Origin of the sequence: Streptomyces sp. NPDC015242, from assembly GCF_043079125.1 — a bacterium.
In the GTDB taxonomy this organism is placed as follows: Bacteria; Actinomycetota; Actinomycetes; order Streptomycetales; family Streptomycetaceae; genus Streptomyces.
The window spans coordinates 496431-511789 of sequence record NZ_JBIBUF010000004.1; the positions used below are offsets into that span (position 1 = coordinate 496431).

Sequence of the window (15359 nt, forward strand, 5' to 3'; positions counted from 1 at the left end):
GGCACGACCACCGGCCCACGTGACACCCGGCACGCAGGACACGTCGGGTCCGCATCCGGAACGCGCCGGACCCTTCCTACCCCCCTCCGGGTGGCGAAGGCGGGGCTTTCGCCGCTTTTCCGCCCGGAAGTATTCCTTGATCGGTTATGGGGTGCGAGAGGGACTCACTCGAAAGAGTGCCGGGGCGGGGGCAGGCCCGACCACGTAGGCTCGTGCCGAACGGGAAAACCCGTACCGAGCAAGGAGCTGATCGTGATCCCCGGTGGTGGCCAGCCCAACATGCAGCAGTTGCTTCAGCAGGCCCAGAAGATGCAGCAGGACCTGGCGCGCGCGCAGGAGGAACTGGCGCAGACGGAGGTCGACGGGCAGGCGGGCGGCGGCCTGGTGAAGGCCACCGTCACGGGCGCCGGCGAGCTGCGCGCCCTGAAGATCGACCCGAAGGCGGTGGACCCGGAGGACACCGAGACCCTCGCCGACCTCGTGGTGGCGGCCGTGCAGGCGGCCAACGAGAACGCGCAGGCGCTCCAGCAGCAGAAGCTGGGCCCGCTCGCGCAGGGCCTGGGCGGCGGCGGCATCCCCGGCCTGCCGTTCTGACCCCGCGTACCGCCTTCCTCGGACAGGCGGCTGACAACTACGGTACGTACGGGAGGTCGCGTACCGGCCTCGAAGACCCAGGAAGGGCAGTCCGTTGTACGAAGGCGTGGTCCAGGACCTGATCGACGAACTGGGGCGGCTGCCCGGCGTCGGTCCCAAGAGCGCCCAGCGGATCGCCTTCCACATCCTCCAGGCCGAGCCGACGGACGTACGGCGTCTCGCGCAGGCCCTGATGGAGGTCAAGGCGAAGGTCCGCTTCTGCGCGACCTGCGGCAACGTCGCGCAGGAGGAGCTGTGCAACATCTGCCGCGACACCCGCCGCGACCCGGCCGTCATCTGCGTGGTCGAGGAGCCCAAGGACGTCGTGGCGATCGAGCGCACGCGTGAGTTCCGGGGGCGGTACCACGTCCTGGGCGGCGCGATCAGCCCGATCGACGGCGTGGGCCCCGACGACCTGCGCATCAGGGAGCTGCTGGCCCGTCTCGCCGACGGCGCGGTCACGGAGCTCATCCTCGCCACGGACCCCAACCTGGAGGGCGAGGCGACAGCGACGTACCTCGCCCGCATGATCAAGCCCATGGGCCTGAAGGTCACCCGCCTGGCCAGCGGCCTCCCGGTGGGTGGCGACCTGGAATACGCGGACGAGGTCACGCTCGGCCGCGCCTTCGAGGGGAGACGACTCCTAGATGTCTGACGCCACGCTGCACGCGACGGACCGGAACCCGGACGACTTCGCGGTCCAGATCGCGGACCAGGTGGAGAGCTTCCTGGTCGCCGTCACGGAGGTCGCCAAGGGCGACGAGCCGGAATCGGCCGTGCCGTTCCTGCTGCTGGAGGTGTCCCAGCTGCTGCTGGCCGGCGGCCGGCTCGGCGCGCACGAGGACATCGTGCCCGACGAGCGCTACGAGCCCGACACCGGCCCGGACGCGGACGTCGACGAACTCCGCGAGAACCTGGCCCGGCTGCTGGACCCGATCGACGTCTACTCCGAGGTCTTCGACCCCTACGAGCCGCGCAAGGCCCCGGTGCCGGCGAGGATCTCCGACGACCTCACGGACGTCATCACGGACCTGCGCCACGGCATGGCCCACTACCGCGCGGGCCGCACCACCGAGGCCCTGTGGTGGTGGCAGTTCTCGTACTTCTCCAACTGGGGCTCCACCGCCTCGGCCACCCTCCGGGCCCTGCAGTCGGTCCTCGCCCACGTCCGCCTCGACCAGCCCCTCGCCGAACTCGACGGGCTGGACACCGACCAGGGCATGGGCGACGACACGCTGGAGATCGAGGCGGGCCGGGTCATGGCCGAGGAGATCGCGGGCCCGCTGGGGCTGCGCCCGGCGAAGTAGCGGGTCACAGGCGAACGGCCGTGCCCGTCACGGAGATTCCGGTGTCCGTGCCCTCCGGCACGGACACCGTGATCGTGCTCAGGCGGCCCATGTCGGCGCCCTGACGGACCGTCAGCCGAGCCGGGGGCGTGACGAGTCCGAGTTCCCGCAGATAGCCGCCGAACGCGGCCGCCGCCGCGCCCGTCGCCGGGTCCTCGACGACACCGCCGGGCGGGAACGGGTTGCGCGCGTGGAAGACGGTGGGCGACTCCCGCCACACCAGGTCGACCGTGGTCCAGCCGGTGCGGGCCATGAGGGCGGCCAGCGCGGGCATGTCGTAGTCCAGGGCGGCCAGCCGGTCCCGGGTGGCGGCGGCGAGGACCGGGTGCCAGGCCCCGCCGAAGGCGACGCGGACCGGCAGCTCCGGGTCCAGGTCCGCCGCGGACCAGCCGAGGATCGCCAGCAGTTCGGCCAGGTCCGCCTCGCCGATCGGTGCCGTGCGCGGCGCGACGCTCACCAGGGTCGCCCGGAGCGTGCCGTCCGCCGCCCGCTCGGTGGTGACGGGCACCAGGCCCGCGGCCGTGCGCAGCAGCAGGCGCCCGGTGCCGTGCCGCTCCGCGTGGGCCACGGCCGTCGCGACCGTCGCGTGGCCGCAGAACGGCACCTCGGCGAGCGGGCTGAAGTACCGGACGGCCAGGGAGCCGTCGCAGGCGGGGGTGACGAACGCCGTCTCCGAGTAGCCCACGTCGGCAGCCACCGCCAGCATCGCCGCGTCGTCGGCGCCGCTCGCGTCGAGCACCACCCCCGCGGGGTTGCCGCCCTCGGGATCCGTGCTGAACGCCACGTAGCGCAGTATCTCCATGGCGACGAAGGTAGCGCCCGGGTGTGACCGCCCGTGGCCGGGCGAGGGCCTCGCGTACGCCGGACCGGCGTGGAGGCGCGGGCGGGGCCTGTGACGCCGGGCACTTTCCGCGTGGCCGGTGGCCAGATGGGCAGGAGCCCCTCTGGACGGGCGCCGGATCTCACCATGCGATATCGCGGAGGGGATATTCGGGCGCTCGTTAGACTGAGCCGACCGCGGTACGAATGCGTATGAGCGGACAGAGACGGATTGAGCGAGGAGCGCACGTGGGCCTTGTCGTGCAGAAGTACGGAGGCTCCTCCGTAGCCGATGCCGAGGGCATCAAGCGCGTCGCCAAGCGGATCGTGGAAGCGAAGCAGAACGGCAACCAGGTGGTTGCCGTGGTTTCCGCGATGGGCGACACGACGGACGAGCTGATCGATCTCGCCGAGCAGGTATCCCCGATGCCTGCCGGGCGCGAGCTCGACATGCTGCTGACCGCCGGAGAGCGGATCTCCATGGCCCTGCTGGCCATGGCGATCAAAAACCTGGGTCACGAGGCCCAGTCGTTCACCGGCAGCCAGGCAGGTGTCATCACCGACTCGGTCCACAACAAAGCCCGGATCATCGACGTCACGCCGGGTCGGATCAAGACCTCGGTGGACGAGGGCAACATCGCGATCGTCGCCGGTTTCCAGGGCGTCAGCCAGGACACCAAGGACATCACCACCCTCGGCCGCGGCGGCTCCGACACCACCGCGGTGGCCCTCGCCGCCGCCCTCGACGCCGACGTCTGCGAGATCTACACCGACGTCGACGGCGTGTTCACCGCCGACCCGCGCGTGGTGAAGAAGGCCCGGAAGATCGACTGGATCTCCTTCGAGGACATGCTCGAACTGGCGGCGTCCGGGTCCAAGGTGCTGCTCCACCGCTGCGTGGAGTACGCCCGCCGCTACAACATCCCGATCCACGTCCGGTCCAGCTTCAGCGGGCTGCAGGGCACGTGGGTCAGCAGCGAGCCGATCGAGCAAGGGGACAAGCAGGTGGAGCAGGCTCTCATCTCCGGTGTCGCGCACGACACCTCCGAGGCCAAGGTCACGGTCGTCGGCGTGCCGGACAAGCCGGGCGAGGCGGCCTCGATCTTCCGCACGATCGCCGACGCCGAGATCAACATCGACATGGTCGTGCAGAACGTGTCCGCCGCCTCCACGGGCCTGACGGACATCTCCTTCACGCTGCCGAAGACCGAGGGCCGCAAGGCCATCGACGCGCTGGAGAAGAACAAGGCCGGCATCGGCTTCGACTCCCTGCGCTACGACGACCAGATCGGCAAGATCTCCCTGGTCGGCGCCGGCATGAAGACCAACCCGGGCGTCACGGCCGACTTCTTCACGGCCCTGTCCGACGCGGGCGTGAACATCGAGCTGATCTCGACCTCCGAGATCCGCATCTCGGTCGTCACGCGCGCCGACGACGTGCCCGAGGCCGTCCGCGCCGTGCACTCCGCGTTCGGGCTCGACTCCGACAGCGACGAGGCCGTCGTCTACGGAGGCACCGGCCGCTGATGGCCGACCTTCGACGGGGCGGCCGGACCGGCCGATCGGGCCGGCCCACCCTCGCCGTGGTGGGAGCGACCGGAGCCGTCGGCACGGTCCTCCTCCAGATCCTCTCCCAGCGGGCGGACATCTGGGGCGAGATCCGACTGGTCGCCTCCCCGCGCTCGGCCGGCCGCAAGCTGGCCGTGCGCGGTGAGGAGACCGAGGTCGTGGCGCTCACCGAGGAGGTCTTCGACGGGGTCGACGTCGCCCTGTTCGACGTCCCCGACGAGATCGCCGGGCGGTGGGCGCCCCTGGCCGCCGCCAAGGGCGCGGTGGTGGTCGACAACTCGGGCGCGTTCCGGATGGACCCGGACGTGCCCCTCGTCGTGCCCGAGGTCAATCCGCACGCGGTGCGGATGCGCCCGCGCGGCATCGTCGCCAACCCCAGCTGCACGACGCTCTCCATGATCGTGGCGCTGGGCGCGCTGCACGCCGAGTTCGGCCTGCGCGAGCTGGTCGCCTCCTCGTACCAGGCCGTCAGCGGCGCGGGGCGCGAGGGCGTGACGACCCTGCGCCGGCAGCTGTCCCTGGTCGCCGGGACCGAGCTGGGCACCAGCCCCGGCGACGTACGGCGGGCCGTCGGCGACCGCACCGGGCCGTTCCCGGAGCCGGTCGCGCTGAACGTCGTGCCGTGGGCCGGTGAGCCCCGGGAGGACGGCTGGTCCTCGGAGGAGATGAAGGTGCGGGACGAGTCCCGCAAGATCCTCGGACTGCCCGGTCTGCCCGTCGCCGTCACCTGCGTGCGCGTCCCGGTGATCACCACGCACTCCCTGACCGTGCACGCCCGTTTCGAGGGCGAGGTCACCGTCGACAGGGCCCGCGAGATCCTGGCGACGGCGCCCGGTGTCGTGCTGTTCGACAACCCGGCCGCCGGGGAGTTCCCGACCCCCGCCGACGTCGTCGGCACCGACCCGACCTGGGTCGGGCGGGTGCGCCGGGCCCTGGACGATCCGACGGCGCTCGAACTCTTCGTGTGCGGGGACAACCTGCGCAAGGGCTCCGCGCTCAACACCGCCCAGATCGCCGAACTGGTGGCGGCCGAGCTGTCCTGACGGGCGGGCCCGGGGGCGCGGGAGCGGCCCCGCGACAAAACCCCGGGCCGGTGTCGGAGGCGGTTTGTAGGATCTGTGGACGACATGTGAGCTGGTCGATGGTCCGGACCACTTGTCCCGGGCCTGCCGGCAGCAGAGGATTTACCTCCCCGCCCTCCGCAACCGCGCGGAGGGCGGGGAGCGTCTTTGCGGTCGCCTCTTCGGCCGTGGAAGCGCTTCATCAGGCGTGGGGACGCCTGGAACCGGACGTGGGGACGTCCGTTCACATCTGGACATAGGGGAAGAGCGGGACGCATGAGGGCATGTGATGCACCATCTGTTGTGCTGCCTGACGCGGGTAGACCGTCGACGGCGACGGCCGGCATGAAAGTGATGCCCGGCACGTACAACCCTCACGGGGGTCAGCGTGTCCAACAGACGTGGCAGAGGTACTCGACTTCAGCGCGGCACGCGGCACGGTCCTGCGACCGCCCCGTCCGGCGGCTCTCCGACCCCGCGTGGGCGGTACGCCCGGTGGCATGCCGGTGATCGCGCCCGTGCCCGCAGCGCGGCCGGCCCGCATCCCGAACCAGCGTGACGGCGCCGAGGACGGTGTCGCGGCCGGTACCACCGTCGACCACCTCACCGAGACCTACCGGGCGCACTACCGCTCGCTGCTGGGTCTCGCCGCCCTCCTCCTCGACGACACGGCCTCCTGCGAGGACGTCGTCCAGGAGGCCTTCATCCGTGTCCACTCCGCCCGCAAGCGGGTCCGCGACCCCGAGAAGACCCTGGCGTACCTGCGCCAGACGGTCGTCAACCTCTCGCGCTCGGCGCTGCGCCGCCGCATCCTCGGCCTGAAGCTGCTGTCGAAGCCGATGCCCGACATGGCCAGCGCCGAGGAAGGGGCCTACGACCAGCTGGAGCGCGACTCCCTCATCAAGGCGATGAAGGGCCTGCAGCGCCGTCAGCGCGAGGTGCTGGTGCTGCGCTACTTCGCGGACATGACCGAGGCGCAGGTCGCCGAGACCCTCGGCATATCCCTCGGCTCGGTCAAGGCGTACGGCTCGCGCGGGATCGCGGCGCTCAGGCTGGCCATGGAGGCGCCGGCATGAGCGAGTCGGACGGCGCGCGCCGCGACGGGCGCGACCGGCACGAGCCTTTCGAGTGGCACGAGCCGACAAGGCTGCACGGGCAAGATCCGAAGCAATCGCACGCTGGGAACGGAACTGTGAACCACGGCCCCGACGACCAGGGCCCCCAGGGGCTCGACTCGGACGAGCTGGACCTGCGCACGATGCTGCACCAGGCGGTGCAGGAGGTGGAGCCGCGCGACGGCACGCTGGAGTACCTGCGCAAGGCGGTGCCCCAGAGGCGCACCCGCAAGCGGCAGGCCGTCGTGGGCATGGCCGCCGCCGCGCTCTTCATCGGAACCGCGGTCCCCGCTCTCGTCCACGTCTCCAACGCCACCGGCTCCGACGCCAACCCGTCCGCCATCGGCCACGCCTCCCAGACCCAGGGCGGCACGGGCGAGGGCAAGGGCCCGGACGGCGGCGAGAGCACCTCCGGCGGTTCCGCGGGCCGGTCCGAGGACAAGCAGAAGGACGACAAGAAGGAGAAGGAGAAGGACAAGGGCGGCGGCTCCGGCGGCGGCTCCGGCACGTCGCAGGGCACCGGCCCCTCCTCCACCACCACCGCGGGCGTCCCGGCCTGCACGGCGGCCCAGCTCGGCCCGGCCTCCGGGAGCAGCGGCGCCCCCGACTCCACCGGCGCCGTCTCCGGCTCCTTCCGCGTCACCAACGTCTCCGGAGCGGCCTGCACGGTCACCGCCCCCGGCTCGGTGAGCGCGGTGCCGCAGGGCGCTGCCGACATCAGCAGGGTCGGCTCGGCCCGGCACGCCGCGGGGGACGCGGCCGCCAGCCTGCTGCCCGACCCGTCTCTTGAGGCCGCGCAGGTGGTGCTCCAGCCGGGCCTCGGCTACGACGTGCGGTTCGCCTGGGTGCCCTCGGAGACCTGCCCGCCCGCCGGCGGCGGCGTCGGCGGCCCCGACCCCACGCCCGACCCGACCCCCACGGAGGACCCGGCGACCACGGCCGGCACCTCCACCGGCGGCGACACGGGCACGGCCCCGCAACTGGCCCGGGAGGACGGCACGGTCGACGGCAGCGTCGCGGTCGTCTACACGCCCGGCACCGGTTCCGGCGGCAGCCAGGTCGTCGTCCCGAACGCGTGCGCGGGGACGGTGTACTGGACGGGGATGCTGACGGGGGCGTAGCCGCCCGCCCCGGCGCCCCGGCCAGGGCACCGGGCGGCGCCGGGCCGCGGACCCGTCCGGGCCCGGCCCGGACGCCCGCTCACCTGGCGGCGGCCTCCGCGGCGACCGGCTCCTCGTCCGGCACCAGTCCCAGCGCCGCGTCCCGCGCGAACTCCACCTCGCGCCGCAGCAACCGGAACCACATGAAGATCACGAACCCCACGAAGGCGAACCACTCGGCGGTGTAACCGAGGTTCTGGAACGCCTTCAGGTCAAGACCCGTGTCCGGCGGCGCCGAGGCCGGCACGGCCTTCATCCCGGCGTCGCCCTTCGCCAGCGTGACCCACGCGTCGTACACGTCGTACGGCACCAGGTTCACCAGCGACGCCGCGCTGATCGCGCCGGTCTGCCCGGCCGGCAGCCCGCCCTGGGCACGGACCCCGTTGTCCCCCGGAGTCTCGGACGCCTGCAGCGCCCCGGTCACCGTGACCTCGCCCCGCGGCGGGGCCGGCGCCTTCGCCGCGTCGGCGGTCCCGGGCAGCCACCCCCGCACCACCGGCAGCGCCTCGCCCGCGTCGGTGTGCAGCAGCGTGAGCACGTAGAAGCCCCGCCTGCCGTCGAGCTCCCGCTCCGGCACCATCAGCTGCCTGCCGTAGCGCCCGGTCGCGGTGACCAGCTTGCCGGACGTCGCCTTGGTCACCGGCAGCATCTCCCCGAGGGGCCGCGGCGCCTCGCGCGCGGCCTGCGAGACCTGCTCGGTCGCCGTGCGGTGGTCCTGCACGCGGTCCTCGAACCGGCCCAGCTGCCAGGACCCCATGAAGATGCAGAACGGGATCGACAGCAGTACGAAGGCGTTGATCCCCCACCATCGGGGCGTCAGCAGAAACCGGTACACACCCCCACGGTACGGGGCTGGGGGCCGCTTCCCGCCCGCGGGGTGGGCAACGGCCGGAGGGGGAGCGGTGGAGGTTGTCCACAGGCTGGGGGCCTGGCCAGCGAAACACCGCCGGAGGCGGGCAGTATGGGGCCATGACTGAGAGCAACGGGCCCGACGCACGGGATGAGCGGGACCAGCACGAACAGGTGGTACAGGCGGGACAGCAGGAGCGGGTGCCCGACTGGGAGAAACGCTTCCGGGCTCCCCGGGTCTCCCTGCCCGACTGGGCGGAGGACGCCCCGGACCGCTCCCTGTTCGTGTCGAACGCGACGGGGACGTACGAGCTGTACGCGTGGGACCGGTCGACGGGTGAGCAGCGCCAGGTGACGGACCGGCCCAACGGCACGACGGACGGTGTGCTGTCACCGGACGGTGCGTGGATCTGGTGGTTCGACGACAAGGACGGCGACGAGTTCGGCGTGTGGCGCCGCCAGCCCTTCGAGGGCGGCGCGGACGAGCCGGCCGCCGCGGGCCTCGAGCCCTCCTACCCGGCGGGCCTCGCCCTCGGCCGGGACGGCCGCACGGCGGTCGTCGGCCGCTCCACGGACGAGGACGGCACGACGATCCACCTGGTCCGCACCGGCGAGGCCCCGGTGGAGATCTACCGCCACCGCGAGTCGGCCGGGGTCGGCGACCTCTCCCACGACGGTTCGCTCATCGCCGTCGAGCACACCGAGCACGGCGACGCGATGCACTCGGCCCTGCGCGTCCTGCGCCCGGACGGCACGGCGGTCGCCGACCTCGACGACACCGAGGGCGGCACCCGCGAGCTGGGCCTGGAGGTCCTCGGCTTCGCTCCCGTCGACGGCGACACGCGCCTGCTCATCGGTCACCAGCGCCGCGGCCGCTGGGAGCCCCTGGTGTGGGACGTGGCGACCGGCGAGCAGACGGACCTGGCGCTGGAGCTGCCCGGCGACGTCAGCGCCGAGTGGTACCCGGACGGCACGGGCTTGCTCGTCGTGCACGGCTTCGAGGCCCGCAGCGAGCTGTTCCGCTACGACCTGGCGAGCCGCGCCCTGACGGAGATCCCGACCCCGCCCGGCACGGTCTCCGGGGCCACGGCCCGGCCCGACGGCAGCGTGGAGTACCTGTGGTCCTCGGCGGCCGAGCCGCCGGCGGTGCGCTCCACGGCGGGCGGTGTCGTGCTCGACCCGCCCGGCATGAAGTCGCCCGGCTCGGTGCCGGTGGAGGACGTGTGGGTGGAGGGGCCGGGCGGCCGCATCCACGCCCTCGTCCAGAAGCCGGCGGGCGTCACCGGGCCGCTCCCCACGGTCTTCGACATCCACGGCGGCCCCACCTGGCACGACAGCGACTCCTTCGCGGCGGCCCCGGCTGCCTGGGTCGATCACGGCTATGCGGTGATCCGTGTCAACTACCGCGGCTCCACCGGCTACGGCCGCGCCTGGACGGACGCCCTGAAGCACCGGGTGGGCCTCATCGAGCTGGAGGACATCGCCGCGGTCCGCGAGTGGGCGGTCGCCTCGGGCCTCGCCGACCCCGAGCGGCTCGTCCTGACCGGCGGTTCCTGGGGCGGCTACCTCACCCTCCTCGGCCTCGGCGTCCAGCCCGACGCGTGGGCGCTGGGCATCGCGGCGGTGCCCGTCGCGGACTACGTCACGGCGTACCACGACGAGATGGAGGCCCTGAAGGCGATGGACCGCACGCTGCTCGGCGGCACGCCGGAGGAGGTGCCCGACCGCTTCGAGGCCTCGTCCCCGATCACGTACGTCGACCGGGTCAAGGCACCGGTCTACATCTCCGCCGGCGTCAACGACCCCCGCTGCCCGATCCGGCAGATCGAGAACTACGTCAAGCGCCTGGAGGCGAGGGGCGCGGTGCACGAGGTGTACCGGTACGACGCCGGGCACGGGTCGCTGGTGGTGGACGAGCGGATCAAGCAGGTGCGGCTGGAGCTGGAGTTCGCGGAGCGGCACCTGAAGGGGGGCTCGGTCGCGCGGTAGTCCGGGGAGCGGGGGAGGGGGCGTCGGCGGCTGCGGGTGCCGCGGGGTGCCGGCCGCGCAGCTCCCCGCGCCTCTTGGGTGCTGCGTCGCCCGCGCTTCTTGGGTGCTGGGCTACCCGCGCCCCTTGGGCGCTGCGCTACCCGCGCTTCTTGGGTGCTGCGTCGCCCGCGCCTCTTGAGCGTTGCGTCGCCCGCGGGCGGGAGGGCCCGCGCACCCGCGGGCGGTCGGGCCCACCCGCGTCACCCGCGGGCAGTCGTGCCGCTGGGGCGGCACGGGTGGGCGCGGGCGGCACCCCGCAGCGCCGGGCTGCGCACCGCCCCGCCCCGGGCACCGGCCCCGGGCATTTTGTGACGCCGAGCCGTGAAAGACACCGCCCGGCGTGACACGGCCCGGCGTGACACGGCCCGGTGTGACACCGCCCGGCGTCACACCGCCCGGCGTCACGCGCCCGTCCGCTCCCGCCGCCTGCGCCCCAGCAACTCCGCCAGCCCCCGCCGCGTCGCCGCCAGCACCACCCGGTCCCCGGCCCCCAGCACATACGTCGACGGCAGATCCCACACCAACCCGGAGGCCGCCGCCCGTTCCTCAGCCGGCGCCTCACCGTCCCGCCGCCCCCCGGACGGCGCCGTGTTGAGGGCCAGCACCCGCCACGCCCCGGCCCGGAAGGCCTCCCCGACCGTCCGCCCCTCCAACTGCGGATGCCCGCCGACCTCCAGCTCCGCGAAGAGCAGCACCCGCCGCTCCACCGGGATGGCCCCGAGGATCTGCCGCCCCATCATCGCCCCGGCGAACGCGGGAGCGGCCAGATGCGACACACTCCGGCTCCGGGTCAGCGCCGACGGATGCGCGGCCCGCAGCGTGCGGTACACGGCGGTCGCGAAGTCGTCGTCGTACAGCCGCAGCACCACCCGCAGGTCCGGCCGGAGGGAACGGGCGTACAGCGACGCCTCCAGGTTCGTCGTGTCCGCGCTGGTCAACGCCAGCAGCGCGTGCGCCCGGTGGATCTTCGCCGCCTCCAGCACGCCCTCCTGCGTGACGTCGCCGAGCACCACCGGCACCCGCAGCCGCCGCGCCGTGGCGAGCCCCCGCGCCTCCGGGTCCGACTCCACGCACACCACGGGGATGTTCAGCTCGCGCAGCCGCGTCAGCACGCGCGTGCCGATCTTCCCGAGCCCCAGCAGCACCACGTGCCCGCCGAGCCCCCGCGGCGGCTTCCGCAGCGCGGACGCGCTGCGGAACGTCCCCAGCGCCTCCAGCACCGCTGCCAGCAGCACCGGCAGCAGCAGCAACCCGACCAGCCCGGACAGCAGTTGCAGCACCTGCCGCCCGGTCGAGTCGTGGTACGCCGGGTCGTTGATGCCGAACAGGTCGAGCAGCGTCACATACGTCGCGTACAGCGGATGCTCCCCGGTCACGACCATCAGCGCGACGGCGAGCCCGAGCACACACCCCACCAGACCGGCCAGCGACCACCGCAGCCGGCGTGAGAACAGTGAGCCGAACGGCGGCACGCCACCCCGCCCCGAGGGCAGGGACGGCCCCGAGTACGACACCTGCTCCAGCACCACGGTCCCGCGCCCGGTCGCCGCCGCCACGGCCGCCTCGTCCGGCAGCAGCCGCGGCCCCTGCTCCCCGCTGCCCTCGGAACCGTCCGCGCCGGCCGGGTCGTTGCTCGTCGCCGACAGCAGCGCCAGCGTGCACAGCCCCGGGTCGGCCACCTCCCCGGGCCGCGGCGGCTGCCGCTCCACCGCCCGCAGCACCAGGCCCTCCGTCTGGACGACCTTGCTGGTCCCGGCGAGCGCGGTGGCGGCGAGTGCCGGGGCCGCCGTGTCGGCGTCGGACAGCACGGTCGTCGACGCGTCGAGTCCCGCCGCCCCCGGCCCGGTTCCCGAGGCCACGGCGGCCGCCTGGTCGAGCAGTTCCTCGATGTGCTGCCCCAACCGCCGGTTGTAGAGACGCAGGACGAGACGCAGGCGCGGGTTGAGCCGGCGGGCGGTGAGCGCGGCGCGGATGTTGGTCTCGTCGTCGTCGTATACCAGCGCCAGCGCCGCGGCGCGGTCCACGCCCACCGCGCCGAGCACGGCCTCGGTGATCTCGGCGGCCTCCACGACCTGTTCGGCGGCCGAGGCGGGTTCGGCGCCGCCCGTGCCCGTGCCCGTGCGCCCGGCGGTCGCGCTCACGAACCGGTCGAGCAGCGCGGCCGAAGCGGCCCGGGCCCGTCCGACCACCGGCTGCCGCACCCGGCGCCCCGAGGGCGGCACGACGAGCGTGACCTGTTCGCCGTAGACACCGCGCAGTTCGGCGGCCAGCCGGTGCGCGAGTCCGTCGTCTCCGCACACGATCATGTGCGTGGCCGGACGGCCTGGCTGCCCTTGGTTCGGAACGCTCCCCACGGGGAGAAGAGTGCCCCACCGGGACGGCTGGTTCCAGAAGGGGACGGTGCGGCGTGAACGGCGGGGCCGCTTCACCCGTACACCAGGGGAGGGGAGGGACATGCCCTCGCGCACCACCGGAGGTACCGGGCCCGTGGCCACCACGCAGACCACCCCGACCGACTCCGAGAACACGGACACGGCCGGGGACGACCAGGAGGCGGGCCACCTCACCTCCCCCCTCGTGCTGACCCTCCTGCTGCTCACTGCGGTGATGTTGCAGGACCCGATCCGCGGCGCCCTGTCCGCGCCGGTGATGCAGAGCTGGATGACCGTGTTCGTCGCGGTGCTGGTCCAGGCGCTGCCGTTCCTCGTGCTGGGCGTCCTGCTCTCGGCCGCGATCGCGGTGTTCGTGCCGCCGTCGTTCTTCGCCCGGGCCCTGCCGCGGCGCCCGGCCCTGGCGGTGCCGGTCGCGGGCGCGGCGGGCGCGGTCCTGCCCGGCTGCGAGTGCGCGTCGGTGCCGGTCGCCGGGGCGCTGGTCCGCAGGGGAGTCACCCCGGCGGCCGCCCTGGCGTTCCTCCTGTCGGCGCCCGCCATCAACCCGATCGTGCTGACGGCGACGGCCGTGGCGTTCCCGGGCGAACCGGAAATGGTCCTGGCCCGTTTCGTCGCGAGCCTGCTGGTGGCCTGCGCGATGGGCTGGCTCTGGCACCGCGCCGGCCGCACGGACTGGCTGCGCACCCCGGCCCGGGCCCCGTACGAGGGTCAGGGGAAGGGCGCGGCCTTCTGGGGCTCGGTACGCCACGACGTGACGCACGCGGGCGGGTTCCTCGTCCTCGGCGCGATGGCGGCGGCGACCCTCAAGGCGGTAGTCCCGGCGCACTGGCTGGCCTTCGCCGCCGGGCACCCCGTCCTCTCCGTCCTGGCCCTCGCCGTCCTGGCCGTGCTGCTGTCGATCTGCTCCGAGGCGGACGCGTTCGTGGCGGCGTCCCTGACCCAGTTCTCCCTGACGGCCCGTCTGACGTTCCTGGTCGTCGGCCCGATGGTCGACCTCAAGCTCTTCGCCATGCAGGCCGGCACCTTCGGCCGCGCCTTCGCCCTGCGCTTCGCCCCCGCGACCCTCGCCCTGGCCGTGGCCGTCTCGGCCCTCACCGGAACGGTCCTGCTGTGAACCGCCTCGCCCAGTCGGCCCTCCTCTTCCTGCTCGGCGCCACCCTGCTGCACGCCGGCACCACCGACCTCTACCTCCGCTACGTCAAGGAGGGCCTGCGCCCCCTGGTCCTGCTGGCGGGCGCGGTCCTCGTCGTGACGGCGGCCGCCACCCTCCACTACGACCGCCGCGGCCGCGCCTCGGCACCCCACCCCTCGCGACGCCACCCCTCGGAACACCACCCCTCGGAACACCACCGTTCGGAACATCACCACGAGCCGCGCGTCGCGTGGCTGCTCACTCTCCCGGTCCTCGCCCTGATCCTGGTCGCCCCGCCGGCCCTCGGTTCCTACAGCGCCTCCCACACGGGCACGGCCCTGACGAAACCCCTCGGCTTCCCGGACCTCCCCGCCGGCGACCCCGTGCGCCTCGGCGTCGCCGACTACGCCGGCCGCGCGATCTACGACAAGGGCCGCTCCCTGCGCGACCGCGACCTGAGGATCACCGGCTTCGTCACCCTGGACCGCGACGGCACCCCCTACCTGGTCCGCATGGGCCTCAACTGCTGCGCCGCTGACGCCCAGCCGGTCAAGATCGCCCTCACCGGCGCCGTCCCCCCGGTCCTGCGCCCCGACACCTGGCTGGAGATCACCGGCCGCTACACCCCCCGCCGCACCGAGGACCCGGTCAACGGCCGCCCCGTCCCGTACGTCCAGGTCACCGCCGCCCGCCCGGTCCCGACCCCCCACGACCCCTACGACGAGACGTGGAACAGCTGACACCGGCCGTACTGGAAGTGCCCCTCCCGGGTACCCGTGAAGGCATCAGCGAGGGGGACGTATGACCACACTCGACGACCGGCGCACCACGGAACCCGGCCCCGAGCCCCTGGCCCGGGCCCGGGAGCGACTCGCCAAGGCCGACAGCAGAGCGGGACTGACCCTGGCGACGCTGGGCGCGGCCCTGACCGCCCTGCTCGGCGCGATCACCGTCGGCGCCATCGCGCCCGCCCAGTACGGGGTGATTCCCCAGCTCCTCGTCTGGTCCGGCTGCGCGGCCTGCGCCCCGGCGCTGGTGCTGCTCGGGCCGGCGTCCCGGCCCCGCCGCGGCTCCGCCGCCGAGACCCACGCGGAGTCCCTGCGCCGCGCGACGTCGCTCACGTACCGCCGCATACGCCTGGCGATGACGTGGGGCGGGGCGTTCCTGGCCCTGACCCTCGCGGGAACGCTGACCGGCCTGCTGTCCTGAGCCGCCGTCGCGGTCCCGGGCCGGGTTAGGGCCCGGCCGGTCGGGGGC

General features: G+C 73.6%; 14 protein-coding genes. 11 read left to right on the forward strand and 3 right to left on the reverse strand.

The features are described 5' to 3' along the window. Window positions 1–252: 252 nt before the first annotated feature. From ACF07N_RS16930 to ACF07N_RS16940, 3 genes are all read left to right on the forward strand, one after another. Window positions 253–594 carry a YbaB/EbfC family nucleoid-associated protein gene (locus ACF07N_RS16930; protein ID WP_309095136.1) on the forward strand — a complete coding sequence of 114 codons (342 nt, stop codon included), beginning with the start codon at window positions 253–255 and terminating at the stop codon, window positions 592–594. 94 nt (window positions 595–688) lie between these two features. Then, entirely contained in the window at window positions 689–1288 is a 600-nt protein-coding gene (gene recR, locus ACF07N_RS16935) for a recombination mediator RecR (protein WP_350701165.1), read from the forward strand. After that, a complete protein-coding gene (locus tag ACF07N_RS16940) occupies window positions 1281–1940 on the forward strand; it encodes a DUF5063 domain-containing protein (RefSeq protein WP_383335565.1) in 660 nt (219 codons plus the stop codon). Before recR ends, ACF07N_RS16940 begins: the two co-directional genes overlap by 8 nt. 4 nt (window positions 1941–1944) lie before the next feature. Here the strand turns inward: ACF07N_RS16940 and ACF07N_RS16945 are convergent, their stop codons facing one another. Beyond that, window positions 1945–2781, reverse strand: a complete 837-nt coding sequence (locus ACF07N_RS16945) for a PhzF family phenazine biosynthesis protein (protein ID WP_392113277.1) — start codon at window positions 2779–2781, stop codon at window positions 1945–1947. 266 nt (window positions 2782–3047) lie between these two features. Here ACF07N_RS16945 and ACF07N_RS16950 point away from each other — a divergent pair, with 266 nt between their 5' ends. From ACF07N_RS16950 to ACF07N_RS16965, 4 genes are all read left to right on the forward strand, one after another. Then, window positions 3048–4325, forward strand: coding sequence for an aspartate kinase (locus tag ACF07N_RS16950; protein ID WP_309095133.1), 1278 nt, complete (start codon window positions 3048–3050; stop codon window positions 4323–4325). Further along, the gene (locus ACF07N_RS16955) at window positions 4325–5410 is read left to right on the forward strand and encodes an aspartate-semialdehyde dehydrogenase (RefSeq protein ID WP_383341328.1); all 1086 of its coding nucleotides are present in this window, start codon (window positions 4325–4327) and stop codon (window positions 5408–5410) included. The genes ACF07N_RS16950 and ACF07N_RS16955 overlap by 1 nt, the downstream gene beginning before the upstream one ends. A gap of 518 nt (window positions 5411–5928) precedes the next feature. After that, entirely contained in the window at window positions 5929–6504 is a 576-nt protein-coding gene (locus tag ACF07N_RS16960) for a SigE family RNA polymerase sigma factor (protein ID WP_010032008.1), read from the forward strand. Window positions 6505–6620: 116 nt separating this feature from the next. Next, window positions 6621–7664 carry a hypothetical protein gene (locus tag ACF07N_RS16965; protein WP_392113282.1) on the forward strand — a complete coding sequence of 348 codons (1044 nt, stop codon included), beginning with the start codon at window positions 6621–6623 and terminating at the stop codon, window positions 7662–7664. Between the two features lie 79 nt (window positions 7665–7743). On the opposite strand, the gene ACF07N_RS16970 is transcribed toward ACF07N_RS16965, so the two are convergent. Beyond that, window positions 7744–8538 (reverse strand): SURF1 family protein, encoded by a 795-nt coding sequence (locus ACF07N_RS16970; protein WP_392113285.1) that lies wholly within the window; start codon window positions 8536–8538, stop codon window positions 7744–7746. 134 nt (window positions 8539–8672) lie between these two features. Between ACF07N_RS16970 and ACF07N_RS16975 the strand changes: the two genes are divergently transcribed. Continuing rightward, window positions 8673–10541 carry a S9 family peptidase gene (locus ACF07N_RS16975; RefSeq protein ID WP_392113287.1) on the forward strand — a complete coding sequence of 623 codons (1869 nt, stop codon included), beginning with the start codon at window positions 8673–8675 and terminating at the stop codon, window positions 10539–10541. Window positions 10542–10981: 440 nt separating this feature from the next. On the opposite strand, the gene ACF07N_RS16980 is transcribed toward ACF07N_RS16975, so the two are convergent. Continuing rightward, the gene (locus ACF07N_RS16980; RefSeq protein ID WP_392113290.1) at window positions 10982–12886 is read right to left on the reverse strand and encodes an NAD-binding protein; all 1905 of its coding nucleotides are present in this window, start codon (window positions 12884–12886) and stop codon (window positions 10982–10984) included. A gap of 181 nt (window positions 12887–13067) precedes the next feature. Here ACF07N_RS16980 and ACF07N_RS16985 point away from each other — a divergent pair, with 181 nt between their 5' ends. From ACF07N_RS16985 to ACF07N_RS16995, 3 genes are all read left to right on the forward strand, one after another. Continuing rightward, on the forward strand, window positions 13068–14084 hold the full coding sequence (locus ACF07N_RS16985) for a permease (protein WP_392113293.1): 1017 nt from the start codon (window positions 13068–13070) through the stop codon (window positions 14082–14084). Further along, a complete protein-coding gene (locus ACF07N_RS16990; protein WP_392113296.1) occupies window positions 14081–14842 on the forward strand; it encodes a TIGR03943 family putative permease subunit in 762 nt (253 codons plus the stop codon). The genes ACF07N_RS16985 and ACF07N_RS16990 overlap by 4 nt, the downstream gene beginning before the upstream one ends. A 61-nt stretch (window positions 14843–14903) precedes the next feature. Next, entirely contained in the window at window positions 14904–15311 is a 408-nt protein-coding gene (locus ACF07N_RS16995; protein WP_383335556.1) for a hypothetical protein, read from the forward strand. Window positions 15312–15359 lie beyond the last annotated feature (48 nt).